At 36.6% G+C, this 25,286-nt stretch carries 31 protein-coding genes; 15 read left to right on the forward strand and 16 right to left on the reverse strand.

Translation table 11 applies throughout. The features are described from left to right. Positions 1 to 62: 62 nt before the first annotated feature. A complete protein-coding gene (locus tag ACOQN3_RS03690; protein ID WP_420545136.1) occupies positions 63 to 1,160 on the forward strand; it encodes a radical SAM protein in 1,098 nt (365 codons plus the stop codon). 16 nt (positions 1,161 to 1,176) lie between these two features. Here ACOQN3_RS03690 and ACOQN3_RS03695 read toward each other — a convergent pair whose 3' ends face one another. From ACOQN3_RS03695 to ACOQN3_RS03710, 4 genes are all read right to left on the reverse strand, one after another. Beyond that, entirely contained in the window at positions 1,177 to 1,485 is a 309-nt protein-coding gene (locus ACOQN3_RS03695) for an MTH1187 family thiamine-binding protein (protein WP_420545137.1), read from the reverse strand. 72 nt (positions 1,486 to 1,557) lie between these two features. Further along, positions 1,558 to 1,842 carry a hypothetical protein gene (locus tag ACOQN3_RS03700; RefSeq protein WP_420545138.1) on the reverse strand — a complete coding sequence of 95 codons (285 nt, stop codon included), beginning with the start codon at positions 1,840 to 1,842 and terminating at the stop codon, positions 1,558 to 1,560. A gap of 335 nt (positions 1,843 to 2,177) precedes the next feature. After that, entirely contained in the window at positions 2,178 to 2,468 is a 291-nt protein-coding gene (locus ACOQN3_RS03705) for a hypothetical protein (protein WP_420545139.1), read from the reverse strand. Positions 2,469 to 2,495: 27 nt separating this feature from the next. Continuing rightward, on the reverse strand, positions 2,496 to 3,323 hold the full coding sequence (locus tag ACOQN3_RS03710; protein WP_420545140.1) for an MqnA/MqnD/SBP family protein: 828 nt from the start codon (positions 3,321 to 3,323) through the stop codon (positions 2,496 to 2,498). Positions 3,324 to 3,406: 83 nt separating this feature from the next. Between ACOQN3_RS03710 and ACOQN3_RS03715 the strand changes: the two genes are divergently transcribed. The 4 genes from ACOQN3_RS03715 to ACOQN3_RS03730 all read left to right on the forward strand — a co-directional run bounded on the left by ACOQN3_RS03715 (position 3,407) and on the right by ACOQN3_RS03730 (position 7,083). Next, the gene (locus tag ACOQN3_RS03715) at positions 3,407 to 4,354 is read left to right on the forward strand and encodes a sugar isomerase (protein ID WP_420545141.1); all 948 of its coding nucleotides are present in this window, start codon (positions 3,407 to 3,409) and stop codon (positions 4,352 to 4,354) included. Between the two features lie 51 nt (positions 4,355 to 4,405). Continuing rightward, positions 4,406 to 6,598, forward strand: coding sequence for an elongation factor EF-2 (locus ACOQN3_RS03720; RefSeq protein WP_420545142.1), 2,193 nt, complete (start codon positions 4,406 to 4,408; stop codon positions 6,596 to 6,598). A gap of 115 nt (positions 6,599 to 6,713) precedes the next feature. Beyond that, a complete protein-coding gene (locus tag ACOQN3_RS03725; protein ID WP_420545143.1) occupies positions 6,714 to 6,935 on the forward strand; it encodes a trypco2 family protein in 222 nt (73 codons plus the stop codon). Continuing rightward, a complete protein-coding gene (locus ACOQN3_RS03730) occupies positions 6,916 to 7,083 on the forward strand; it encodes a hypothetical protein (RefSeq protein ID WP_420545144.1) in 168 nt (55 codons plus the stop codon). The genes ACOQN3_RS03725 and ACOQN3_RS03730 overlap by 20 nt, the downstream gene beginning before the upstream one ends. Before the next feature lie 214 nt (positions 7,084 to 7,297). Here the strand turns inward: ACOQN3_RS03730 and ACOQN3_RS03735 are convergent, their stop codons facing one another. After that, positions 7,298 to 8,398 (reverse strand): pentapeptide repeat-containing protein, encoded by a 1,101-nt coding sequence (locus ACOQN3_RS03735; RefSeq protein ID WP_420545145.1) that lies wholly within the window; start codon positions 8,396 to 8,398, stop codon positions 7,298 to 7,300. An 82-nt stretch (positions 8,399 to 8,480) separates the two neighbouring features. On the opposite strand from ACOQN3_RS03735, the gene ACOQN3_RS03740 reads away from it, so the two are divergent. Continuing rightward, positions 8,481 to 8,810 carry a hypothetical protein gene (locus ACOQN3_RS03740; RefSeq protein WP_420545146.1) on the forward strand — a complete coding sequence of 110 codons (330 nt, stop codon included), beginning with the start codon at positions 8,481 to 8,483 and terminating at the stop codon, positions 8,808 to 8,810. 188 nt (positions 8,811 to 8,998) lie between these two features. Here ACOQN3_RS03740 and ACOQN3_RS03745 read toward each other — a convergent pair whose 3' ends face one another. The 3 genes from ACOQN3_RS03745 to ACOQN3_RS03755 all read right to left on the reverse strand — a co-directional run bounded on the left by ACOQN3_RS03745 (position 8,999) and on the right by ACOQN3_RS03755 (position 12,931). Next, positions 8,999 to 9,409, reverse strand: coding sequence for a hypothetical protein (locus ACOQN3_RS03745; RefSeq protein WP_420545147.1), 411 nt, complete (start codon positions 9,407 to 9,409; stop codon positions 8,999 to 9,001). 241 nt (positions 9,410 to 9,650) lie between these two features. Then, a complete protein-coding gene (locus tag ACOQN3_RS03750) occupies positions 9,651 to 12,347 on the reverse strand; it encodes a GMC family oxidoreductase N-terminal domain-containing protein (protein ID WP_420545148.1) in 2,697 nt (898 codons plus the stop codon). Next, positions 12,344 to 12,931, reverse strand: coding sequence for a hypothetical protein (locus ACOQN3_RS03755; protein ID WP_420545149.1), 588 nt, complete (start codon positions 12,929 to 12,931; stop codon positions 12,344 to 12,346). The genes ACOQN3_RS03750 and ACOQN3_RS03755 overlap by 4 nt, the downstream gene beginning before the upstream one ends. A gap of 19 nt (positions 12,932 to 12,950) precedes the next feature. Between ACOQN3_RS03755 and ACOQN3_RS03760 the strand changes: the two genes are divergently transcribed. From ACOQN3_RS03760 to ACOQN3_RS03770, 3 genes are all read left to right on the forward strand, one after another. Further along, positions 12,951 to 13,373: a hypothetical protein gene (locus tag ACOQN3_RS03760; RefSeq protein WP_420545150.1), complete on the forward strand. Its 423-nt coding sequence runs from the start codon at positions 12,951 to 12,953 to the stop codon at positions 13,371 to 13,373. 94 nt (positions 13,374 to 13,467) lie between these two features. After that, positions 13,468 to 13,893 (forward strand): hypothetical protein, encoded by a 426-nt coding sequence (locus ACOQN3_RS03765; protein ID WP_420545151.1) that lies wholly within the window; start codon positions 13,468 to 13,470, stop codon positions 13,891 to 13,893. 166 nt (positions 13,894 to 14,059) lie between these two features. After that, the gene (locus tag ACOQN3_RS03770) at positions 14,060 to 14,542 is read left to right on the forward strand and encodes a Mut7-C RNAse domain-containing protein (protein WP_420545152.1); all 483 of its coding nucleotides are present in this window, start codon (positions 14,060 to 14,062) and stop codon (positions 14,540 to 14,542) included. A 366-nt stretch (positions 14,543 to 14,908) separates the two neighbouring features. Here the strand turns inward: ACOQN3_RS03770 and ACOQN3_RS03775 are convergent, their stop codons facing one another. From ACOQN3_RS03775 to ACOQN3_RS03795, 5 genes are all read right to left on the reverse strand, one after another. Continuing rightward, the gene (locus ACOQN3_RS03775) at positions 14,909 to 15,178 is read right to left on the reverse strand and encodes a hypothetical protein (RefSeq protein ID WP_420545153.1); all 270 of its coding nucleotides are present in this window, start codon (positions 15,176 to 15,178) and stop codon (positions 14,909 to 14,911) included. A 49-nt stretch (positions 15,179 to 15,227) separates the two neighbouring features. Further along, on the reverse strand, positions 15,228 to 15,353 hold the full coding sequence (locus ACOQN3_RS03780) for a hypothetical protein (RefSeq protein WP_420545154.1): 126 nt from the start codon (positions 15,351 to 15,353) through the stop codon (positions 15,228 to 15,230). Positions 15,354 to 15,431: 78 nt separating this feature from the next. Continuing rightward, positions 15,432 to 15,857 (reverse strand): hypothetical protein, encoded by a 426-nt coding sequence (locus ACOQN3_RS03785; protein ID WP_420545155.1) that lies wholly within the window; start codon positions 15,855 to 15,857, stop codon positions 15,432 to 15,434. Between the two features lie 144 nt (positions 15,858 to 16,001). Beyond that, the gene (locus tag ACOQN3_RS03790; protein WP_420545156.1) at positions 16,002 to 16,625 is read right to left on the reverse strand and encodes an isochorismatase family cysteine hydrolase; all 624 of its coding nucleotides are present in this window, start codon (positions 16,623 to 16,625) and stop codon (positions 16,002 to 16,004) included. A gap of 390 nt (positions 16,626 to 17,015) precedes the next feature. Next, positions 17,016 to 18,161, reverse strand: a complete 1,146-nt coding sequence (locus ACOQN3_RS03795; protein ID WP_420545157.1) for a CFI-box-CTERM domain-containing protein — start codon at positions 18,159 to 18,161, stop codon at positions 17,016 to 17,018. A gap of 228 nt (positions 18,162 to 18,389) precedes the next feature. Here ACOQN3_RS03795 and ACOQN3_RS03800 point away from each other — a divergent pair, with 228 nt between their 5' ends. From ACOQN3_RS03800 to ACOQN3_RS03815, 4 genes are all read left to right on the forward strand, one after another. Next, positions 18,390 to 18,788 (forward strand): hypothetical protein, encoded by a 399-nt coding sequence (locus ACOQN3_RS03800; RefSeq protein WP_420545158.1) that lies wholly within the window; start codon positions 18,390 to 18,392, stop codon positions 18,786 to 18,788. A gap of 113 nt (positions 18,789 to 18,901) precedes the next feature. After that, on the forward strand, positions 18,902 to 19,798 hold the full coding sequence (locus tag ACOQN3_RS03805; RefSeq protein ID WP_420545159.1) for a pirin family protein: 897 nt from the start codon (positions 18,902 to 18,904) through the stop codon (positions 19,796 to 19,798). A gap of 54 nt (positions 19,799 to 19,852) precedes the next feature. After that, complete coding sequence (locus tag ACOQN3_RS03810) at positions 19,853 to 20,431, forward strand: class I SAM-dependent methyltransferase (protein ID WP_420545160.1); 579 nt, start codon at positions 19,853 to 19,855, stop codon at positions 20,429 to 20,431. Between the two features lie 136 nt (positions 20,432 to 20,567). Beyond that, the gene (locus ACOQN3_RS03815) at positions 20,568 to 21,071 is read left to right on the forward strand and encodes an Lrp/AsnC ligand binding domain-containing protein (protein ID WP_420545161.1); all 504 of its coding nucleotides are present in this window, start codon (positions 20,568 to 20,570) and stop codon (positions 21,069 to 21,071) included. 74 nt (positions 21,072 to 21,145) lie between these two features. Here the strand turns inward: ACOQN3_RS03815 and ACOQN3_RS03820 are convergent, their stop codons facing one another. Then, positions 21,146 to 21,328, reverse strand: a complete 183-nt coding sequence (locus ACOQN3_RS03820) for a hypothetical protein (RefSeq protein ID WP_420545162.1) — start codon at positions 21,326 to 21,328, stop codon at positions 21,146 to 21,148. 272 nt (positions 21,329 to 21,600) lie between these two features. Between ACOQN3_RS03820 and ACOQN3_RS03825 the strand changes: the two genes are divergently transcribed. Both ACOQN3_RS03825 and ACOQN3_RS03830 read left to right on the forward strand, forming a co-directional pair. Beyond that, positions 21,601 to 21,795 (forward strand): hypothetical protein, encoded by a 195-nt coding sequence (locus ACOQN3_RS03825; RefSeq protein WP_420545163.1) that lies wholly within the window; start codon positions 21,601 to 21,603, stop codon positions 21,793 to 21,795. Between the two features lie 160 nt (positions 21,796 to 21,955). Then, on the forward strand, positions 21,956 to 22,807 hold the full coding sequence (locus ACOQN3_RS03830; RefSeq protein WP_420545164.1) for a proline dehydrogenase family protein: 852 nt from the start codon (positions 21,956 to 21,958) through the stop codon (positions 22,805 to 22,807). Here ACOQN3_RS03830 and ACOQN3_RS03835 read toward each other — a convergent pair. Next, a complete protein-coding gene (locus ACOQN3_RS03835; RefSeq protein ID WP_420545165.1) occupies positions 22,789 to 24,363 on the reverse strand; it encodes an aldehyde dehydrogenase family protein in 1,575 nt (524 codons plus the stop codon). The genes ACOQN3_RS03830 and ACOQN3_RS03835 overlap by 19 nt on opposite strands. Next, on the reverse strand, positions 24,353 to 25,210 hold the full coding sequence (gene speB / locus ACOQN3_RS03840; RefSeq protein ID WP_420545166.1) for an agmatinase: 858 nt from the start codon (positions 25,208 to 25,210) through the stop codon (positions 24,353 to 24,355). The genes ACOQN3_RS03835 and speB overlap by 11 nt, the downstream gene beginning before the upstream one ends. Positions 25,211 to 25,286 lie beyond the last annotated feature (76 nt).

Genomic DNA, 25,286 nt, shown 5'->3' on the forward strand with positions numbered 1-25,286 from the left:
GCAGCGTCTCATGGCTTCTTTAAACAGATAAGGAATATATCATGACAAAGATACCGCAGAGCATGTTAGAGCAGCTTATAGGCGACTCTCAGGCACTAGACCGAGCAATTGCAGGAGAGGAACTATCCTACAAAGATGGCTTGGAACTAATGAATTATGATAATTTGCATCTTTTAGGCGCAGTAGCAGATACCGCTCGAAAGAAACTTGTTGGAGATACTGTTACCTTTGCTGCATCTTACTACATGAATTACACAAATGTCTGCGCTGCTAGCTGCCAGATGTGTGCATTTTACAGAAAGGATGGCGCAGATGATGCCTACACACTAACTCCTCAAGAGATTGAGCAACGCGTATCTATTGCAAAACAGATGGGTGCAACAGAAGTTCACATTGTTGGCGGCTTTCATCCAAAACTTCCTCTGGAATATTATGAGGACATGATGAAAATAATAAAAAAGAATCATCCAGACCTTAACATCAAAGCACTGACTGCTGCTGAAATTTACTATCTGTCTAAACTTACAAAAAATTCCACAAAAGAAATCTTATCTAGACTAAAGACTGCAGGACTTGATTCAATGCCTGGCGGTGGAGCAGAACTATTTCATCCTGATATTCGAGGCAAGATAGTTCGAGGAAAATGCACAGGACAGCAGTGGCTTGATGTGATTGAAGAGGCCCATAACATGGGAATTCAAAGCAACGTCACAATGCTTTACGGTCACATTGAAAAGCCTGAACATATCATTGATCATTTAATAAAAATCAGAGCACTGCAGAAAAAAACAAACGGCTTCATTACTCTTATTCCGCTAAAGTTCAGTCTTGATAACACAGAGCTAGAGCAAGAACACTTGGTAAACAACGAGTGTTCATCAGTTTATGACTTGAGAGTAATTGCTCTATCAAGATTAATGCTTGCAAACTATCTTAACAACATCTCAGTTTACTGGGTAGCATACGGAAAGAAGCTTGCACAAGTGGCACTATCAAATGGCGGAAGTGATCTTGTTGGCACTGCATTTTCTGAAGAAATTTACCGTGCTGCAGGAAAGCCAACTGCATCTTCTGTTGAAGAACTAGCAACTATGGTAAAAGAGATTGGAAGGAACCCTGCACAGAGAAACACCCACTTTGATATCTTAAGAAAATTCTAAACTATTTTTTTGTTCTTTAACCTTCGATAATCTTTTTTACAGATTCTACCTTCTCTTCCATTTTCTTGTCTTTGTCTTTTCTTGAATCAATCTTGATTATTGTCTCTACTCTCGCAATTCCAAGATTGTGAACTGCCTCTGTCATTTTTTTTGCTGCATCATAAATTACATCAATATCCTTTGATTCTAGAATGGTTCCCATCGAATTTATTTCGTATCTTAAATTTTCCAAATTCTTGATTGCCTCTATTGCCCTTCCAATGTAAAAACTTGCACTTGTTGTCTTTGTAGCCATTGGGTAAATACTGATTTCAGCTTGAATCATGCGTATCTGTATGCTGTCGGCAGTTTTGTTTTAAGTTTGTCAAATTGAGCACGTGGTGCTTGTGTTTGTTTTTTATTCTGTTGCAGCTGGCTTTTTTTCTTCTTTTTTTGCACTTCCCTTTCTTCTTCTAGCACCAAAGCTTATCAAAATCAAGAGAAATCCAACTCCGATTAACATTCCAGATAATGTTGTATAATCTTCATTTTCCTGCTGGGCTATCAAAAGGTTCATTGCCTCTTCTTCGGTCATTCCTGCCTGGCCTATAGGCATGGTGCTGCTTATGCTAATTGTCAGTGTAAATCCTACCACTAAGAGTGCTATTCCTCCAGCAAGAATCCTTTTGTCTATTAGAACCATTATGATATCTTGTAATTTTATCATATATTAGGTATTTTCTTATTTTCGTCCTTTGGTTAGCCGCTCTCAAAGTTGCTTTGAATTTTGGTTTACATCTTGTCAATAGACTGTATATGGAATCTCTTAGATTACTTTGGTATGTAATATTCTCTCATGCAGCACTTGCAGGAGGAAAAATTAGATGCAATTCAGGTCTTTGTGTGGATATGCGATGATCTTGGTCTAGAAAATATAGAATAACAGATACAAAAATGAATTAATTTTTCTTTGACTAATCTGTTACCTTTTTTTCTTTTTTTTTAAAATGTTGTAATCTTCAAAATATTTTTCAAATTCTAAAATCCTTCTGGAGGTTTTTGAACAAAGACATTACACACTAGTGAATCTGTTTTAGAATCCCTATACTGAACATTACATGATACAAACTTTCCCTTTAGTGCTTGTTCTAGCTGTGTTTGTGTTGTCTCTGAATACTGTGGATCATCAGGGTTGTCAATCTTTTGAATAATTATCTTCTCTGTTTTTCCATACTCTTCTTTGTTGTCTTTTCTCACATGGCTTACAAGCAATTCAAATGCATTGTTTGTCAGTACTCCAATTACAGGGCCTCCAATACCGTCTCCCATGGATTCAGAAAATTTTTTGTTCTATAATTACTTGATGGCTATGCTCAACTCAAAGTCTGGAACAAGGCCTTTTTCTTTTGCCATCTCAAAGAGTTTTCTAATTGATTTTTCTCCAGAGTCTCCCATGTTTACTGTTACCTTGTTGACATACATTTTCACAAATTTTTCAATCAAGTCCCTTGGCTTTCCTCTTGAATATTGCATTGCATATTCTAGTGCGTCATCTAGATGCTCTAATCCAAACTCAATTGATGCCTGAAGATACCTGTCAAATTTGTGTATGGTCTCTTCTCCCATCTCTGTCTTCATTACATTGATTCCAAGTGGCACAGGCAGGCCTCCTGTGGTTTCGTCCCACCATTCTCCTACATCTAGAATCTTGACGTTGCCTTCCTGCTCGTATGATAATTGCGTCTCATGAATTACCAGTCCTGCATCCACAGTTCCATCTCTTACGGCCTTTGGAATGTCGCTGAAATTCATCTCTACATAATCAAATTTACCAATCATTAACTGCAACAGCAAAAATGCTGATGTCATCTTTCCTGGAATTGCAATCTTGCATTTTTTTATCTCATCAATTGTCATCTGTTTTTTTGCAGTAACGATAGGACCATAACCAATACCAAAGCTTCCTCCACTTCTCAATATTGTGTATCCTGGAATGTATGCGCAAGCATGAACTGAAACTGCAGTGACATCCAGCTGTGGATCAGTTGCCTTGCGGTTTAGTTTCTCAATGTCTTCAATTACATGGTTTACTTTAAAATCAGGAGATGGTACCTTGTCTGTAAACATTCCATAAAACATGAATGCATCATCTGAATCAGGTGTATGTCCCACAGAAATTTCCATGACTTTTTGCCAAAAGGTCGTTATAAAAACCAAAACCCAATCAAAATAGTTTTTCTAATATACATCTGCAATTATCAAAACTTGTGAACAGTATCCAAGCATTAGAGTATGACATTTCTTTGCAGCTTGATTTTCTAAAATCATTTGCCAAAGACCAAACAAGAAAAAAACAAATGTCCTTAACTTTGCAAAAAAATTCCATCTTTTCAGGAAGTGGAGACTCTTTGGTATCTGCAATTCTTGCCGAATCCTTCTCAGAAGGAATGGTAAGGGCAATGGACCCACTTGATCTATACAAGAACAAACATCTGGCAAAATCAAAAAATGTCTTTTTTGTATCCATCTCTGGTAATACCATAACTAACATCAAAGTAGCAAAGATTGCAAAAAAGGCAACTGCCATTACAGCTCACTCCCAAAGCAGACTGGCAAAAGCCTCTGATGATGTAATCTTGCTTTCTTCACCCAATGGTGGTGTCTTTACAGCAGGCAGTATCTCATTTTTGGAGAGCGCACTGACGTGTATCTCACTTGTAAGGAAAATCTCAATTCCAAAAAACTCTGATATTCTATTTTTTGCTGCAAAAAAAGATGCAAAAAAGGGATCTTCTGAACTCACAGAATCTGGGTCTGATGCAAAAAGAATCTACATACTGGGAAATCTTCGCACATTTCCTTTGGCAATGTATTGTGCTGCAAAGTTCTATGAAATTTTAGGATCTGATGTGCACTATTGCAGAATCGAGCAGTTCTCTCACATGGAACTGTTTTCAGCAAAAAAAGGCGATACTGTGATAATCTTTGAGCAAAAAAATTCTCACAACACCCAGCTTGCAAAGAATCTAAGAAAAGTTGGAATAAATGTAATTCATCCTTTTATTGCAAACTCTAATACAATTTCTGAGATTCTTTACTACATATTTTTCTCTCAATTTCTTGGTTTAATGTCCGCTCAAAAAAGATCAAAAACCGAATGCCATTTTGTAACTGCAAAAAAGATTAGAGATGTTAGCAACAAGATGATTTACTGATCTAGTTTTGCAAGGCTAAGGTTTAATAGCTGAATACTAGGGTGTGCGAATATGGTAAAATTCAAGTCAACAGGAGAAGTTCTCAAAATTATCAAGAACAAGGATCAAATTCGTAACTTTGGTGTCATTGCTCACGTTGACCATGGAAAGACTACCATGAGTGACAGTCTCTTGGCTTATTCTGGAATCATTGCACCATCAGCTGCTGGAAAGGCACTTGCAATGGACTTTGATAAAGAAGAGCAACAAAGAGGAATTACCATTTATCAGGCAAACGTTACTTTACATTTTACACAAAATGACAAAGAATATGTCATTAATATGATTGATACTCCTGGACACGTAGACTTTAGTGGAAGGGTAATCCGTTCACTTCGTGCAATTGACGGCGCAGTAGTAGTTTGTGATGCAGTGGAAGGTATCATGACTCAGACTGAAACTGTAACACGAATGGCTCTAGAGGAGAGGGTAAAACCAGTATTGTTTATCAACAAAGTAGACAGGCTCATCAAAGAACTCAGATTGACTCCTGAAAAAATGCAGCAGCAACTGGCCGAAGTTGTATCTAACTTTAACCAGCTAATTGATACCTATGCTGAACCTGAATACAAGGAAAAATGGAAAGTATCAATTCAGGATGCAAGTGTTACATTTGGTTCTGCAAAGGACAGATGGGCAATCAACGTTGACTTGATGAAAGAGCGAGGAATTACGTTCAAAGATGTAATTGATGCATATGAGAATGAAAAGGTAGCAGACCTTGTAGAAAAGGCACCACTTGCTGATGCTGTTTTGGGAATGGTTGTAAAACATCATCCCGCACCACATGAGGCAGTAAAGTACAGAATTCCACAAATTTGGAAAGGTGACCTAGATTCAGATGTTGGAAAGGCCTTGCTTGCATGCAGTGATGAAGGACCGACAATCATGATGATTGTAAACATGGTATTGGATCCTGCAGCTGGTCCTGTGGCCATTGGACGGCTGTTCTCGGGAACCATCAAAGATGGACAGACAATTAACATCATTGATGAGAAAAGAGAAGGCAGAATTCAATCTGTAAACTTTTTCATGGGAAACCAAAGAGAACAAGTAGGACAACTGGGCGCTGGAAACATTCCTGCATTGTTGGGATTAACTGAAGCAAGAGCAGGAAACACATTATCCTCTGTTAAGGATATTCCAATGTTTGAGGGAGTCAAGTATGTCTCAGAGCCTGTAGTTCAAGTTGCAGTAGAGCCAAAACATCCTAAAGATTTACCTAAACTAGTAGAAGTTCTAAAGCAACTAACAATTGAGGATCCAAACCTTGTTGTAAAGATTGATGAGGAAAGTGGCGAGACAATTGTTGCAGGAATGGGTGTGCTGCACTTGGATGTTGCAACTCATCGTATTCAGGATGCCAAAGTCGAAATCGTTACATCTGAACCTCTGATCAACTATAGGGAGACTGTAAAGGCAGCATGTGAGCCAATCATGTCAAAATCTCCAAACCGACACAACAAGATATTCATGAAGGTAGAACCGTTAGAGCCTGAAATTGCACAAATGCTAAGAACAGGTGAAATCAGTGACCTTAAAGATAAAAAAGTCGTGTCAGACTTGCTCAAGGGAGCCGGATGGGATACAGATACTATCAAGAGAGTAATGAAGTTTGACTCGCGTGGAAACGTTTTGATTAATGGAACCAAAGGTGTTCAGTTTGTACAGGAATCAACTGATTCAATTAACTCTGGATTTGATGAAGTAATGAAGGAAGGCCCTCTCTGTAAAGAACAGATGAGGGACTGTAAGTTTACCTTTACTCACTTTGTTCCTCATGAGGATACTGCACACAGAGGTCTATCCCAATTAGGTCCTGCATCACGACGTGCATGTATGGGTGCTTTATTGACTGCAGGGACTACAGTGCTAGAACCAACCCTTGCAATTGAGGTTCGTGTCCCAACTGACTTGGTTGGAAACGTTGCAACAGTAATTTCTGGTAAACGTGGTAAAGTTTTGGATATGACTCAAAAGGGTGCATCAAGTATTGTTACAGGTGAGATTCCAGCTTCAGAAACCTTTACTCTATCTGAAGAGATGAGAGGCCAGACTGCAGGTCGTGCAACCTGGAACACGTCCTTTAAGGAATGGACAGAAGTTCCAAAATCTCTTTTGGCAAATGCAGTAGCTGATATCAGAAAGAGAAAGGGATTGGCACCCGAACCACCAAGTGCCAACGAGTTTATCGACAAAGAATAAAAAATAGAATCCCCCTCTCTTAGGCACGGATTTGTGCTATTTTTGAAATGAAACATTGTTTTTTTGATTGAAATCTAAAATACTTCAAAACTAAAAAGAAGTAATTGGAAAAAAATTGGGACTAGTAAGTCTAATTGAAGCATTAAAGGAAGAACTACGACAGTTGGATGAAAATCCAGAAACACCCCATTTCTTTCAGATCGACGGTGCGGAAATAGAAGTAAATGTTACAGTTAATGCTGAAGCTCACGGAGGGGTATTTTTGGGTCGTTCAACTGGGAGGGAAGGTTTCCAAAGAGAAAATTCACAAAATCAAAGTGAAGTTAAGTACTCTTGAACAAGATGACAAGAAATCTACTTCAGATCAATATGATCAATGGGAAAAACAACATAATGTACAAATCGTCCGTCCATATACAAGAAAAGCTGCTACAAGAAAAACTGCTTCTAAAAGAAAAGCTGCTCCAAAAAGAAAAACCCCCTAAAAAACGATAGAAAAACTGCTGTTAAATGATGAAATGATTTAATGACAATGGCAATGACTCATTCATCATTCCATCATCCATACCTTCAATCAGTCCCAACCAAACCTCTTTCTGTCTGCATTCAGATCAACTTCTCCGGTCTCTTCCTTGATTATTCCAATCTTTGAAATAACATTTTGAATTAACGTGTCTTATTCATACATCTATCAAAAAGTTACCCAAGTTCATAATGTTGAATTCCAATTCTGTCATCCCATGTTGCACCACGGGATATTGCTTCTTTTTTTGATATGGGAGATGATTTTACTTCACAGTAATCACTTTTGTCATAATAGTCCTCAAAGGCAGTTGCATTCATACTAGGATTACTATAATACGTCCCAAAAATTGCTCCAGTAAGATCAGCATCATCTAAAATGGTAGAGGATAAATCCGCATTGCATAAAATAGAATAAGATAGGTTTACACCGGACATGTTGGCATCTGACAGGTGGGCATGCCATAAAATTGTACCTGAAAGGTCAGAGTTAGAAAAATCAGACTTTGTCAAATTAGCATTAGTTAAATCAGAATTTCTCAAATTAGCATTAGCAAATATTGATTTATCCATGGCTGCGCTCCAAAGAATCATCTCTGACAAGTCAGCTCTTGTTGCATCGACTCTTGTAAGTACGCCATCTCCCATATCTGCGCCTTTCAAATTTGCATCAAGCAGTACTGAATCCGTCATGTTTACTCGCCACAATCTTGTATCAGATAGATTTGCATCATTCATTTTTGCATTCATTAATTTTACATTCATAAGATTGGCCCCAGAAAGGTTAGCACTTTCCAGGTTAGCCCCAGAAAGAAGAGTACTCGTCAAATCAGCTTCTCTCATATCAGCTTGGGTCAGATCAGCCCGCACAAGATTAGCACTAGACAAAATTGTTCCTGACATATTGGCCCCAGAAAGATTGGCGTCTGCCATACTATATCTATTAAAATTTGCATCTGAAAGATCAGAATTAGACATGTCGGTATTATCTAACCAGCTAGTTATTCGAAGGTCTCTTAGATCTCGATTTGATAAATCTGTAGTAAATACCATAGATTCTTGAAACTCACCCAAGTCCAATCTCTCTTCAAAATCAATCTGATTGGCAACTTTCTGGTTGTAAGCAGATTCATAGATAAAACCAAAAACCTCTAAAGACAAACTGTCTTTAGACACATCAAGAATAGGTTCACCTACAATGTTGCTGTAAAGTGGAATTGCAGATGTAATTATAATGAAGATGATAACAAAAATTAATGATTTTTGGGTATCGGACATTATTTGATCCTTTACAGAATTGATAATATTTATTTAGACACGACAAAGAATTTACTATAAGAATTATTCAACATCAACAATCATGAAATTAAACAAAGAATTAGTCCTCGGTGTTATTTGTGGATATTTGTTTGTGTACAGTATGATTGCATTTAGGGGAATTGGAATTTTTTATTATTTTCAGTCAGGAACTGGGTGGGCAGTATCAGTATCAAGTATGATTGGAATTCTTGAAGGTAATTTTTATAATGCTTTTGATGTATTTCCAATTCTTGTACTCTGGGCTTCTCTTCCAATAATGATATGGATTACAAAGGATTTGGAATTGAAAAAAAGGATAGTGTATGTAGGTATGTTTGAATTATTTTTCCCCGTAGTGATATGGTTCAACTATGGGTCAATTATGCATTAACAAAATAAAGATACAATGCTTTCAAGTAAATCTCATGTAATCTTGGATATGATTATGAAAGAAAAAATCAGATTTCCAAAGTACTGAGAAATTTAGAAACGAATAAGGAACATTTTTCATAATCACTAGATGGCATTCATGGTTAAGATAAAAAAGATCAGAATGTTTGGAAAAATTCTCGTATTGAATTAATCTAAAACCCATCCTCTGTCACAGGAGGTTCTTAGAGTCTTGCCATTATCATATTTTATTTCAAATCTTGGAGGAACATCAATTTTTTCTACTGCCTCAAAATAACATACATCTTGAGATCCTTTTCCCAGATCACCCAACACTATGGTGGATTCCTTAAACAATCCATCATTTAGGGATATGCATTGAACATTTTGTATGTCTGTTCTGTGTGATTCTATTGATACTGTTGCCCATTTTTCAACCTCACATCTTGCATACGCATGAATTTCAGGACGATCATCATATCTTTCATGTTCTTGTATTTGTGAATAGTTTAGTGCTGCAAAGGAGAAGACTCCGACAATTCCTGCCAAACACAACGCTGCTATGGCATAATTTCTTACAGATGCGCTTTTGTCAGACAAAACTATACTCCTAGTAAAATGGTGAAACATGTAGTAATTTCATAATAGAAGAACATACTAATCGATCTTAAGTGTTACTATCATGATCTTTTCGTAGTGCATATGATTTGTTGTTTTTCTCATGTTTGCTTTTCACAATTACAATAGAGTATCTCGTAGCTAAAAACACAAAAACCAAAATTTCTTTTTTTAATTCATTTCAAAAATCTAACCGTAATACATAGGAAGAGAAAATTTCAGACTAGTTCATTTTTTTGAGAATATAGCTCAAACCAATTCTGAATCCCTTCTGTGGATCGTTTTCAACATTCAAAAAGCTCATTCCAAGCTCTTGTGGAAGGCGTGGCAATCGTATGTTGAATATCTTGTAGATGCTATCGAGAATTTGGAGATTGCTTGCCCCTTCGTTAATCAGGCTCCGCAGTTCTGAGATGGAAAACTGGCTGCTTTGAAGCATAGACCAATTTGTTACCCATTTGCCAACGACAAGCTCGGGATTGATCATTCTTAGTTCATCATGAAATGGAGTAAAGTCATCAAACCTAAAGAGTTCATCACTTACAGACACCTCCGATAGTCCCTGAATCAGATTGCCAAAATTATGGTGCATGTTGTACTCTCCGCTCCCATCGTACCTAAAGTCAAATATCTGGCTGCGAGGGGTAACAAAAGAATCAGACACCAGCATTCCTTCCCAGTGACCTGCCATCTCATCTTGGGTTGGAGTGTGACTGTACTCATCGCTGTAAAATAGTGTAGACAAGTCTTCTTCTCCCATGAAATCGATACTGTAATTTTTGGACATGCTAAAGTCAAACAAGATCTGGCCTGCTCCGAACCTTCCCAAAAACGCCTTTCCCAATATTGTATTCTCGTCTATCATCTTCAAAATATCATAGGCCTGGTTGTATGGCGGGTCGCGATACTCCAAATGAATTATTTTGCCATGCCCTGCAAGTTCCTTTTGTTTTGCAATGCTTTTTGCAAAAACCGGAACGTTAAATGGCTTTGTAACTCCGTTAAACGACTCAGAGTCATTTCTTCTAAACCGCTTGTAAAATCCTCCAAATGTTCTCAGACTGGTAGTCATAATGTCCGAGTTTCTTCCATAGAATCCCTTCCAGTAAATGTCATTGTGAATCATTAGGGTTGTTTTATCAAAGGACCAGTTTTGTCCTGGAATGATCTCATTTGATTCAGAATTTTGCAGCTTTGAAAAGAGATCTGGTTTGTGTTGGTTTACTGCAAACATCTCCCCTATTGTTTGAGAAAGACAGTTTTCCGGTTGAGTGATATCGCATGTATTCCCAATAGAGTCTTCAATTGTGATATCAGAAGGCCACGCTCCAAGGATTCTGTTTGCAATCAGCGCACCCAATGCCATTACAGTCAGCTGTGGGTTTACCCCAAGTGCTGTTGGAAAGACGCTTGCATCACACACATGCAGGTTCTTAAATCCAAACACCTTGCAATCTGAATCGACTACTGCCTTTGCAGGATCATCGCCTATTCTGTTTCCGCCCTGAGGGTGTGCAGAACCAACCCTGAGGCCGTCAGGATTATTCTTGACTGCCGTTTCTAACTGTGGAATGTCTTGTCTGCTTCGAATTTCAGGAACATCGCTATGAGAGCTTACCACATAGTCTGCCCCAATATCAAACCACATTCTTGCCAGAATGGACATTCCTCGTGCCATGTCATTGATGGAGTCATCTGTTAGTTCGTACTCTACCTTTGGATTATCTCCAAAACTCTTTGTTATCTTTCCAACAGAATCGTCTCGAACCATTATTCCTGCAAGAGTATAGTGGTTAAACTCCTTCATCAGTCTGGCATGATCCACGCCAAAGCTTGGTATTGCCAAGGCCATTTGGAAGATTGGTAGGAAGATGCTCTCAATTAAGAATCCCCCGTTTTTGACGTTGTTTGTAACGCCAAACTCATGACAAGTATAAGACATCGGGATTCCCCTGTTTCCATAAATATCTTCTTTAAAATGGCCCATCACAAATGGGGCCGGATGCAATGCAAGCCCATTGCCGATATTGTCATTTGCAATTCCTGACTTTTGCAACAAGTTCGATGATGCAATAGAACCAGCACTAACAATTACCACTTTGGCATTGACCCTGATTCTATATGTCTCATTTCCTGATTCATCTACAAAGGAGCCTTCGACACCTGTTGCAACTCCGTTTGAGTGAATTATTTTTTTGACATCACAATTACAATATGCTGTAAAGTCATTACTGCTGTTTACTGCATCATGGATGTAGGTAACTAACATGCTCTGCTTTGTATCATAATGACAACCAAGATGGCAAAACCCACATTGGACACAAGACTCTAGTGTCGAATCAGTCCAGGAGTGTCCGCAGTTTCTCTCATTTACCCTGTGTTCTGTAATTGGGTATCCGTTGACTCTTGTTACAGAGCATGCGTCTCGAAGTTTCTTTGCATTCTCATTTAGTTCATCTTCTCTAACAGTTGTAACATTGATTCTAGCTGAGACCTCGTCGTTTGCCGAATCCCATTCTTCTTTTGGGATGTTGACACCGAGGTCATTCCATTGCTTTATCACTATGTCTGGTATCCTGAAACATACTGCATCATTAATTACGGTAGATCCGCCAAGACAAGAGCCTTGGGCAATTGCAATCTTTAGATTGGATGTAAAGTTTGCACCGCTGTTCTTCCAGAGAAGGCCTATCATGTCATTTTCACGCTGATTCATGGATTCGCCATCATAATACCCACCCTTCTCAAGCAGAACTACTGATTTTCCAGCAGATGCGAGTTTTTCGGCAATAATTGCGCCAGCTGCCCCTGAACCAATCACGCATACATCGACATTTCTTACGACATCGTTCTCAATTACTTCGTATGGCTCTGCACGTTTCTCAAACTTTTCAGTACCATAGATAGTATTCGCCATCATTGATCATTCCATGACAGTCTGTGGGTATGAGGGCATCGCCAAGGATATCTGTCCACTTGAGGACCATCATATCCAATCAAGTTCCACTTTGGCTCATTTGTGTACAAAAGCCATGCATTGAGACTTTGCAGTAACAGTTGAGATGCATTTGTAATATCATCAGTCAAGTCTAGGGTATCGCCAATTCTGGCAAATGCTGTCATCCTTCTTGTGTTTACAGAATCATATGGGCTTGCAGTATAGTAATCCTTTTGAGGAATTGTAATCTGAAATGATAGATTTTCTGAATCATCAGGACCTGATGGATTTTGTGGTTTTGTTTTGTGTATTATTTTTCCAACGGAATCTCTAACTATGACAAAAAGTTCTGGCCTTCCCTCAAACCAACTTTCTTTGAACAAGTCATCATCAAATGTAACTTCAAATCTTCCCGAATCATCAGTCCATGATGAACCCAAAAGATCATCAATCCTGTCATCAAACCAATGCTGATCATCATCTAAGACTTCTACGTAAAATTTTGATTGATTGTGATTTTGTATTTCTCCGCTAACGGTATAGATTGCCACAAGTCTTTTAGTCATGCAATACTAATAAGATTTTATGTTTCATTTTGAATATGATCAGGAAATCTATGATGAAGTAAAAAATTCAAAACGGTACTATCTTGCTTGGAGAAATCAAGAAAAGACATGGAGATACAGAAACTGTTCTGTTAGAGTTATCGGGATGGATGACAACAGAGCTCGAGTAATTGTTAGAAGAAAAAAATCAGGATACTCCAAATTCATGGATTCTGACTTTGAGGTAAATCTCATGATGGGATTTGTAGCTGTCAACGTAGAAAGAAAAGAAGATGAAAACCGCCGAAGCATACTCTTCTTTGAGATTGAGCAAAGCAACGACAAGTTTCACAGGGACCTGAAAAATATCAAAATCTGGTCTGAATATGAGCATGAAACTGAAGATCTCTACAATGTCATACTGCAGCAAAAGAACAATCCCCAAGACACCAACTATAATTGAGGCAGACTATCTTGAGCGAAACAATTCAATGGTTCCAGTAATCTATCAACCAAGAGTTGATGCTCTGGGAGAACTTTCTCAGAGAGATTAGCACGTGCACAGAGAAGAAAGTGACAGTATGTACCATATTACTTTAGTCTTCCAAGACGAAATTCTAAGAAAACATGGAATACTAGACGGGATTTACAGATACCTCAGGCTAATTAAATACAAGAGAACAGTAGACATTGAATCATTTACCTACAAGGACAACAAGTTCTTCTTTGAGGACATTTACAGTGGGGATAGCAACCTCTTTGAGGATACTGTTCACAACCAAAGAGAAATTGATGCTAAATACTATTTTCAGGAAAACAACCATCCAGTTGTATTTGTCAATACCTCAAATCATGCACTTGCACCACACGATAACAATCATGATTTGTGGAAATGGGAGTATGTTCCATGGAGCGATAAAATCCCAATAAAACTTGGAAACAAGACAAGAGACGAAGCCGACAAAGAATATCAGGCAAAGTAACTTCTAAAAATAATTTTTTTAATTTCTTTATCTTCCATTTCTATATTTCTTACATCTCAAATTCTTACATCGTGCTCTAATCAATTTATTTATCTCGTTTTGGATAGAAATTGAATTCACCTATCCCAAAAAAATTAAACGATTGTATTGTACTTATCCTATCAACATGATTTTTTTTGTTGATGCAATGCTTGGTAATATTGCTAGAAAATTACGCTTACTTGGGTTTGACTCTGAGTATTTCCCTGATATTGAGGATTCCAAATTAATTGAAAAAGCACAAACTGAATGCCGGACAATAATATCTAGAGACTATTCTCTTATTCAAAGAGCAAAAAAGAAAGGAATTCCAACAATCTATGTTTCCAAAGAAGATGAATTTGAACAGTTTTTGGAAATTTTTAAGAACACAGGGTTAAATATAAAAAAAATTTCAGGTGACACAGCTAGATGCACAAAATGCAATGCAGAGACATTCAGAGTTGACAAATCGGAAAGCAAAACTCAAATCCCACATTTGGTTTTAGAACAAAATGATTTCTTTTGGCAATGCGAAAAATGTCCTAAAATCTACTGGGAAGGGACACATATCAAAAATCTACAAAAATTTGTTGACACGCTAAAACAAACTTATGAACTCAACAGATAGCATCCTTTCTAAAAGCAGTTCATAAATTAGCAATAACACAAATGCAATTTGTCATTTTCATTCAGGATAAAACACAATGACATCTTTTCACCATATGTATTTCCAATAAATAAAAATTACAAAAACTTCAAGCCTGTGAAAGCAGAGCCTTCTTCAGGATTCTTGAAGGATGCTAGTCCATACATGAATCATATATTTATCCATATTGTAAAATCACAGAAAAACCAATCTTAGCAAAGATTGAAAATAAGAGAGACTTGGTTTTCTAAAATTATCTGTCCGTTCTGTTCAACATCTTGTTTGGAAATAAATCCTCAACAACACTGCCAAGTCATTGGTTATGTGCCGATTATTTTTGTACCTGAATCATGTGTATTTCTCATAAAGCTGGTTGAGCATAGAGTTGATCTTCTCATTTTCATGGTTTCCCCATGAATCTGATTTTATTCTGATGTGGATGTTGCTCTTCTCTAATCTCTCGGTAATTTTTGGATAGATCATTCCAATGAAAAAAGACTTTTTGTCAAGGCCTATCTGTTCGGCCTTATGCTGAAAGTAACTTACCCATTCTGATTCCACATCTTGAAAGGTATCTAAAATTATTGATTGAATCTTTTCTTCAATCTCGGGATTCATGATTCTATCAAATGTCAAATGAACTTAAGCATGTTGATTATCTTGGAATCTAGTCTTCAGATTCCTCGTATTCCTCATCGCTTTCATATCCTTCTTTTAATTCGAGTTGATGATCCTGCTCTTTCATCTCTTCTTGTTCAAGTTTTTTCCATTCTTTTTCCTTGTCTTCAGACATGAATCACAAAGTGTATTTTTGGAATATTAAGAAGTCCTTGATTTTCATTTTTGAAATTTGACACTTGAGATTGGATTGTTAATCTTTGTTCTCAACTGCATGTCTTTCTAATGTGCCAATACACTCCTCAAGTAGATTGTTCTCTGATATTGCTTGCGTCTCTTGAAAATTGAATTCTTGATTTAATTGTAAGTCGTATTCTTTTAAATCGTTTCTGTATGTTTTGCACGCAGAGCGCATAAGACGCCAGTAATAATATCCCTTGTTCATCTCTGCACTCACTTCTTGTGATTCTGAATTCAGAATCCTGGAGAGTTTCTCATAGTCTTCTTTGTAGTTGTCAAACTTTTCCCTTACAATTGCGGGCAGTTCTGTATGCCAATCTCGTCCTTCAATTGTTTTTTCAACATTGTTGAGTTTTTGCAATTGGTATGAAACAGAATCTCTTAGAATATCCAAACTATCGTTTGTCTCAAGAAGATGTAAAAGTTCTGGGTTTATCATGAACCTCATCTAAAACATGCAAACTTAAGCATATTGATGTTTATCAAATCTATGACCAATAATCATTCTTGATTGTGATGATGATTAAGGCAAAATTTTCTATGATACATTCAGAAGAGGTATTGTCTTTTTCTTTCTCTGAAATTATGCCTTTAGATGGTCTATCAGGTCATCAGTTGAGGTAACCCAAAGTTGTTCTGGAAATCTACTAAATATTCCCATTGCATGCTTTTGACCTTGTTTTTTACTGCTTGCACATGCATCTGTCACCACTACAACATAATAACCCAAATGGATGGCATCCAATACACTTGAGAGAACACAATAATCAGTTTCAATACCTGTGAAAATCAGGATTTTTGCAGATTTTTTCTTAATTTTAGAATGAAAACTACCTGCCAAAAATACCGATGCAGATTTTTCCCTACTTACAACAATTGAATCTGAAATGTATGACATAAAACTGTCAATTATGCCCAAGGGTTCAGTACCCAATCTACCTGGAGTGATATCTTCGTTAATTCTATAGTATGTGTACCAGGAATCCTTTTCACCCTTCCAATTGATAGGAGGCGTAAAGCGAGTAAAAACCACGTTTTTCGTTCCAAAAGTTCTAATCAATTTTTCTATATTTGGAACTATTGAGAGCAATTTTTTGTTAGCCCAAGGAGATTTTTTTTCAGTCACAAACAGTTTTTGCATGTCTACGACCACCAGAGTTGTTTTTGAACTGATCTTTACCTCTTCATACCATTCCGGCACCGTCATGACATCTTCTTAAGAGATTTGAATTTGAATTTTTATCTTAATTTTCCATGAATTATTATCATGACAGTGAATATCTTAGGCATCAAAAAATCTTTCATAAAAAGAGAATCTACTAATTCGTTGTAGATTTGCTATGGCAAAAACAATATGAAGATTAAATCATGGAATTGGGTTGTCTATGAATCCATTTGCAATCAATGCCGTCAATACAACAGGTATGCTGGTTCCTACTAAAATTCCAGTCAAAACTAAAAGATCTCTTTTTTCCATTGAATATGAAAAATTAATTCTCTTGTCAGTTTAATGCTTTCTCTTTTTTTACAGGCTAAAAACAGGAAATTTCCTATCTAACATCTGAAAATCCCATGAATATTTTAATCCTACAGAAAGTTAGATGTTTGTCCTAAGATTGATTAATTGAATTTTTTTCTTTCGATTAATCACAACAATGCCTATTGGAAATCCAAGGTACATGACTGCATTAAGCAGAATTAAGCTAATGCCATATCCTAAGACCTCCATCTCAGAATCTATTTCCACATGATTTAGAATTGAAAGTGATGTGATCATTGGAGTAATTGTAATCTTTACCATTTCTTTGAAGATTGGATTTTCTCGTTCATAGTCTGCAATAATAGGACTGAACAAATAGTAAAAACCATTAAATGAATTCATAAATGCAGTACCTGATTCTGTCTGCAGCAAAGAATTGTCTCTAATCTCTCTTAGTTTTTGAACTTCTGGGGCAAGTTCAGAACCAAATGTGGCAGTAGCAATCAGACATCCCCCGCCTTCTCCTTGACCAGATCCGTCATCAGATTGCATGGCAGAAACACAATTGTCGCTAATGAGCATCTCCCCAAAGGACTCTTCAGTCGAACCTTGAGAAACAACTTCATTGTTTTGAATTACTACTAGACTTAGGTATCCATCCTCAGTTAGTTTTTGAAATTTTGCTCCAAAAACGGCCTCACGACTAAACGATGAATCACAGGTAAAAATAACACTGTCATCTTTGTTTCCATTTTTTTCAGTAAATGGAAAACTTGTAGACTGAAATGCACCCGTCCATTGAGTATCCGAGAATATCAGTAATTTTGCCTGATTGCCAGGGATTTTAGTTTTTAATTCTTTATTGATTGTGTTCTGAATTTGGTTTTCAATTCCTTGCTGTGATTTGTCTTGACCAAAAAGATGAGTTCCGGTAATGACTATCTCTGAATCAGATCTGCTAAAAGGAATGGTGATAGTTCTGTCTTTTTCTGTTTTTACCTCATCAAAGAAGTTGAGACCTAAACCATTTATCAAAATACTAAATTCTGTGTCTTCAGAATTGACTTTTGCATCAATCAAATTTCGTGGTAATGTGATAACCAGTTCTCCTTTGGTACGTGTGTCTATCAAAATTATCAAAGAATTATCTTCATCATTAATGTCAACACCTGTAACTTCTCCCCCTCGAATATCATAGTCTAGTCCAGAGGTTTGTCCAAAGACAGGTGAGACAAAAATCAATCCTAGTGTTAAAATTATCATAATCAAAATTCTCAATAAAATAAAAACAAAACGGGATCAAATAAACCCAATCTTTGTTTAGTCTATGAATTGGGATGATGCTTTTTTGGTATCAGAACTAATTACATCAAACACTTCATCCAATCTTACTTTTGTAGTTGTATGTTCGAATTTGAAGGCAAATACTGTTTATGACTAATTAGTATTCTGAAATATTTAATAAAACCAAATTTTACCCAATTATTGTACATGGATTATGATAGTCTTAATACTGACATCCTGAGATTAAATTCAAAGATCAGGTATTCTGGTGTATATTATGCAGGACGTGTTCAGCTATACGAAAAGGTGCAAAAAGGAGTTACCAGACTTTTTAACAAAGAACAGACACAAGATACTTTCATCCACGCATATATGAGGTGGAAAAGCAGACAACATGCCTCTGATATAATAGGTCAGCCTGTTTACACAACGACAAAGTATGGAAAAATCAATCGTCTTACAATTCCATGCTCATCTCAGTCTCTTCTTATGGTCAATACAGAGCCTGAATTGGAGCCTCATGAAATTGTGGATGACATCATAGAACTCATCAAACAATACTCAGATGATCCAAACTATACTCCTAAACAAGTATACTTGGGATAGAGTTTTCCCTATCTAGTCTGTAATCTTTTTTCAATCTTTCTTGATTTGAACTAGTGCTAATCTTCAGAATATTCAGACAGCTTGATTAAATAATAAAATATACTACTTTCATCATGACCCAAATCAAGGAACCCAATCAAAGAAGTATTTCAGATATTGTTACTGCAAAAACTACTGTTGAAGGAGATGGGTTTACTGTTCACAGGCCATTTCCAAATTATGATGTAAGAGATTTTGATCCTTTCTTGTTGTTAGATGAGATGGGACCGATAATTTTAGAAAAAGGAGAAGCAAAAGGTGCTTCTGCGCATCCTCATCGTGGATTTGAAACTGTAACGTATGTGGTAGATGGTTCTTTTGAGCATAGAGACTCTCAAGGACATTCAGGTAACCTTGATTCAGGTGATGTTCAATGGATGACTGCAGGATGTGGAATTGTTCACTCTGAAATGCCAGAAAAAGAATTTGCTCAAAAAGGAGGAAGATTACACGGATTCCAACTTTGGGTGAATCTGCCAAAAAAGGACAAGATGATGAATCCACGTTACCAAGAGATTCCATCTAAAAAGATTCCAATTGCCCAAAGCAATGACGGCAAAGTCCGAGTCAAAGTTATTGCTGGCCAGTCAATGGGCAAAAAGGCGGTAATTGACACTAAAACCCCAATAATGTACCTTCACTTTTTCTTGCAACCAGGAGCTCAAATAACACAAGAGATTCCAAATAATTTTAACGCATTTGCTTACATTGCACAAGGACAGGGTTTGTTTGGTGCTGAACAAAAACTTGCAAAAAAAGAACAAGCCGTATTTTTTAAAAACGATGGCAATAAGATATTTTTCTCCAATCCTAGTAATGCAACAGAATCTCTAGAACTTCTTTTGTTGGGTGGAACTCCGATTGGAGAGCCAGTAAAACGATCCGGACCATTTGTGATGAATACTGAAGAAGAACTAGAGCAAGCAATCAAGGATTTTCAAAGTGGAGCAATGGGAAAAATTGAAAACTAGAATTTCAATATGGCTTTAGGAAAAATCTAAAAAAAAGCACTCATTTGACAAATCATGGAAGACAACACTCAAGAATCTGAATCCTTTGATGACACATATGAAAAAACTCCCGAATTGTTTGGGCATCCATATAGGGAGTTACAAGATTATTTTTCACACTACAAATCCAGAGGCAGTCTTCTTGATCTAGGATGCGGTCAGGGACGAGATTCATTATTTTTCTCATCAATAGGCTACAAAGTTACCTCAGTTGACAGCTCTGCAGTTGGAATAAAACAATTAATTCAAAAAGCTGAATCTCAAGGATTACATATTGATGGAATTGTAGGTGATATTCAGAATCTGGAATTACAAAAAAAATTTGATGTTGTTTTGTTTGACATGATTCTTCATGGATTTGAAGAAAAGATACAACTTGATATGCTTGAAAAATATTCTAGTCTGTTAAACAATAAGGGAATTTTGTGCATCGTTTATCCTGATGATTTTAAGGTAGATCATTTTATGAACATGCTCAGGTCTTTTGAAACCAAGTGGGAATTATTAGATGAGATGACAATTCATGACATTCCAGTAGTTGGCGATGAAGTCATTGATTACAAGTTCAAAATGTTGGTTGTACAACTTTCATGAATTTTACTATTAAAAACAATATCTGATGCGTAATTCTTTTTGTTACTATTTTACAACTTGATTACGATGAAAGTCTTTTTATGCTAAAGATTTCTACTCATAGGATGTTTCAAAACAATATAGGTAGATTCTGAATATGGCACGAGCATATGTTGTTATGAACTGCAAGATAGGTTCGGAAACAGGCATAATTGAATCTCTAAAGCAAGTAAAAGGAGTTAAGGAAGTACATGGAATTCTTGGCCTCTATGATCTAATTGCCCAAATAGAATTAGAATCAGAAGATGCAATTAGAGACACCGTTACAAACACAATAAGAAAGATTCCAAATATTCATTCAACCATGACTCTTACAAGGTCTGAATCAGAAGGATTGTTCCAAGATTCAGAAGGTGGAGATTCAGGCAATACTTCTAAGGCATATCTTGTGATTCACTGTAACAAGGGTGATGAGTTTTCCACATTAAAGGATCTTTGTAACATACCTGAGGTCAAAGATGCAGATGTTGTTTTTGGTCTGTATGACGTGATTTGCAAGATTGAATCCTCCTCAGAAGACTCTCTACAAGATACCATTCTCAAGCAAGTAAGAAAATTACCAAAAATAAAGTCATGCATGACACTAAACATAGTAAACTAGCATACATGAAGATTTTTTTAATCAAATTTTTTAGAATAAGAAGAGGCTAGAATCCTTTATTCTAAGAGTAGATTCTAGAATTTTGTTAATTTGCATTCCTTGCCTTCTGCCCTGCACTCAGAACAATACAACAAAGGAATTCTTGCCTCACCAATTTTTTTAAAATTCAAATGGGAATCCATTACATGACCGCATTCAGAATTTTGGCATTTTGTGGTTCTGTTATCATATAGCACCTGAATCGAAGATTCACTCATGAATTCTCTAGTCTTCTGTTAGTTAAATTATTATCTATTTTTTTGATAAAACCAAAATATGTTGCATCATAAAAACAGAAAACCTATACTTGCTCGGAATCATTCAACAACATGATTGTAAAGACCATGAAATGTTTTAACTGCAAAACAGAAGTTCTTGAGAAATTTACGAATGAAGGTTTTCAGAATATCTTAAAAAAATAAAAAAAGTTCAGAAACAAGATGTTGAATTTGGTTGGATATGCAAGAATTGTGGTGACAAACTATGTGTAATGTGCAGAAAAGATGTTGTTAGTAAATTTATTCCAACACAAAAAGAAGGAAAAATATTTGCAAAGATACCTGCTTGTCAGAATTGCTTTCACAAATTTACAAGTCATCTAAAAGATCCTGAAGAGATCAAACCAGAATTGCTAGAGCCATTACATAATCTGAATCATGAAGAATGGCAAGAATTTATAGAATAATCTAGAGAAAGAGAATAGTACTAAAAAGAAAACAATTTCCGTATTTCATTGATTAAAATTCTTCTAAATTCACATCAAAAAAAACAGATCAAGTGATGGCATACATGAAAATTATTTTTTATGGTTGTGATTTAGTAATAATTGAGATAAAATGCAATTAATGGAAAAATTTCTGTTTAAAATAGCAAAAAAATGGATTGCAGGGGACACAATTGATGACGCTCTTACATCAGCTAAAACTGCATATCAAATGAAAAGACACGCAATCATCAACAAACTAGGAGAGTACCATACCACAAAAAAGCAGGTGCAAGAATCAATTGATGATTATCAAAAGATTGCCAATTCCTTTAGAAGATGGAAGATTCGGGGTGCAATCTCTGTAAAACCCACACAAATCGGACTGTCAATTAGCCAAAAACAGTGTTACAAAAGTTTGGAAGAAATCCTCCAAAAATTGAGTGCTGCCCACGTCTTTGTATGGCTTGACATGGAGTCCTCAGAACATACTGATGAGACAATTGAGCTTTACTCTTCATTTTTTTCAAAATATGAAAGGCTGGGAATTGCCTTGCAGGCAAATCTCAAGAGAACAGAAGATGACTTGAACCATCTAATAGGGATAGGTGCCAAAATTCGCCTCGTAAAGGGAGCTTATAGAGAAAAATCAAGCATCTCTTTTAGAGCAAGAGAAGACGTTGATAAAAATTACATAAAATTGATGACAATTTTATTCAAAAAAGGAAATGAGTTTGCAATTGCATCTCATGATAATACAATAATAAAAAAAGCAGAAACCTTATCCAAAAAGTATCCAAGAAAGTTTGAGTTTGAGTTTCTCAAAGGAATACGAGAGGAGATCAAACCAGATCTGATAAGAAAGGGATTTGTTGTTTCAGACTATATCCCGTATGGAACAAATTGGCTTGCATATTCCATTAGGCGAATAAAGGAGAGAAAGAGAAACATCTTGTTGCTTGGAAGTTCTTTGCTTCAATCACAACGAGTCTGAGTTTGAGTGCGCAAAAATTGTTGCAAGTAGTTTTCTCCTCCAGCTCCTTTTCCAGTTGTTCCTGAATGTTTCCATCCTACAAAAGGCTGGCTTGAAACCAAGGCTGCAGTGGTAGCACTGGCAGAACGATTTGCATACACGACTCCTGAATGAATCTTTGAGAAAAAGTCGTCCAGTTGCTTTTGGTCTTCTGAAAAAATTCCAGCTGTTAGACCATACTCTGAACTGTTTGCAAGCTTTACTGCATCATCAAAATTCCTGTATCTCTGAATGCACAAAAATGGCAAGAATAACTCTTCTCTCATAAGCTTGTGTTCTTCAGGCAATTTTTCAACTATTGTGGGTTCTACAAAGTAACCATTTTCAAGTGAATCTGTTTTGATCACAGAACCGCCAGTTAGGATATGACCGTCTTTTTTTGCAATCTCAGATGCATTCTCAAATTTTGATTTTGCATCTGAATTGATTATTGGCCCAAGAAAGACATCTTTTATCCAAGGCATTCCAACCTTGATCTTTTTTGTATTTTCAACTAATTTTTCAATGAATTCTTCTGCAATCTCCTCTTGTACATAGACTCTGGAGCATGCACTACACTTTTGTCCCCCGTATCCAAATGCAGCGCTCATGACACCGTTTGCAGCCTTGTCCAAGTCTGCGTTTTTTGTGACGATTACGGGATTTTTTCCTCCCATTTCTGAAATGAACGGCTTTGTTGTATTCTTTGTAAATTCCTGAAATCCCTTCATTCCTACCTCTCTTGAGCCAGTAAATGCAATGCCGTCAACATCTTTGCTCTGAATCAATGTTCTTCCAACTGTTCCTCCAGAACCTGTCACAAAATTTATCACGCCTGCAGGAATTTTTGAATACAAGTATTTCGCAAAGTAAAATGAAGACAAAGGAGTATCACTTGCCGGTTTTAGGATAGCAGTATTTCCAGTAATCAATGCACCGGTTGTCATACCAATTGCTATTGCAGAAGGAAAGTTAAACGGAGAAATTATCCCCCATACTCCGTAGGGCTTCATGACTGTCTGGGTCTTTTCGTTGGGATTTGGATGAGATGTTCTCTTGCAAAAGCCGTCATTAATTTCCATCTGGTACGCATAAAATCGCATAAAATCAATTGCCTCATCAACATCTCCCATTGCCTCAAAACGATTCTTTCCGTTCTCAAAGGTCATTATTGCAGCCAAGAAGAATTTCTTTGATGCAAAATAATCTGCACATTGCCTAAAAATTTCAACTCGTTTTTGAAACGAAAAATTACTCCACTGCTCAAATGCCTTTTTTGAACTTGAGATTGCATCTTCTGTATCTGAAACAGTGGAACTTGGAAAGTCTGCGATTTTAATCCGTCTGTCAGAAGGAGAATAAGCTGAAAAATTATCCTCTGAGTAAATCTCTTTACCGTTAATGATAATCGGAAATGTCTGTCCTAATTCCTTTTTTGCCTCATCGACAGCTTTTTCAAAATTTTCATGAAATTCCTGAGTGGAATTTGCAGCTAGTGCATTTCCCCAAGTAAACTCATTTTTGAATTCAACAGTCATGATTCTCTCCTGATGCAAAGATTGTTTCTGCAATTATTCTGGAGGCCAAATGTGATGTCCTGTCTTTGATATCATAGCTAGGACATACCTCCATAATGTCCATTCCTATGATTCCTTTTTGCGCTATTTTTTGCAGCAAATAGACACAATCAACACTGTTAAGGCCCAAGGGAACCGGCACTGAAACTCCTGGTGCAAATGCAGGATCGATGCAGTCCATATCAAAAGAAACGTATACCTTTTCCCCTAATTTGCTAATTATGGAATTTGCAATTTTTTCTATTCCATGTTTTTGTATATCAAATGGAGTTATTACCTGAAAATCGTATTTTTTTATGTTATCCAATTCTTCTTGTTCAGGAGTACGTATTCCTATTTGAACACTGGACTCTAATTCCACATATGGCATTACATCGGTAATTACTGAACCATAATAGTTTGCATGAGAGCTAACAAAATCTGGATGGGCATCAAAATACACAAGTGAAATCCTTGAATCAGGCTTTGACATTGATGTGATGATGTCTCTGGTAATGGAATGATCCCCTCCAATTGAGATTGGAATCTTTGACTTTGCTGAAAACTTTTCAAAAATGTCCTTTATGCAATCCCTTGTAATGTCTCCAAAGTCATGGACTCTTTTCTCAATTCCTCCAAATGGAAGTCCTAGGGATAGTGTGCCATCTCTATCATAAGAATCATGTGTGTTTGAAATTTGCCTTATTCTTGAAGGTGCCTCTTTGGTACCTTTTCTTAGTGCATGTGATTGGGACTCGTCAGGTATGCCTACAATTACAAATTCTGCATCATCTAGATTTTTGGTGTTGGCCCAACAGATATTTTCCACAATTTCCCTATGATGGCATAGAATTTGTATTTTTTAGTGTGATTTTAGATACGTATGCCAGTAAAAAATAAAATCA

It is taken from the genome of Candidatus Nitrosopumilus sp. (assembly GCF_965223225.1).
Classification (GTDB): Archaea; Thermoproteota; Nitrososphaeria; order Nitrososphaerales; family Nitrosopumilaceae; genus Nitrosopumilus.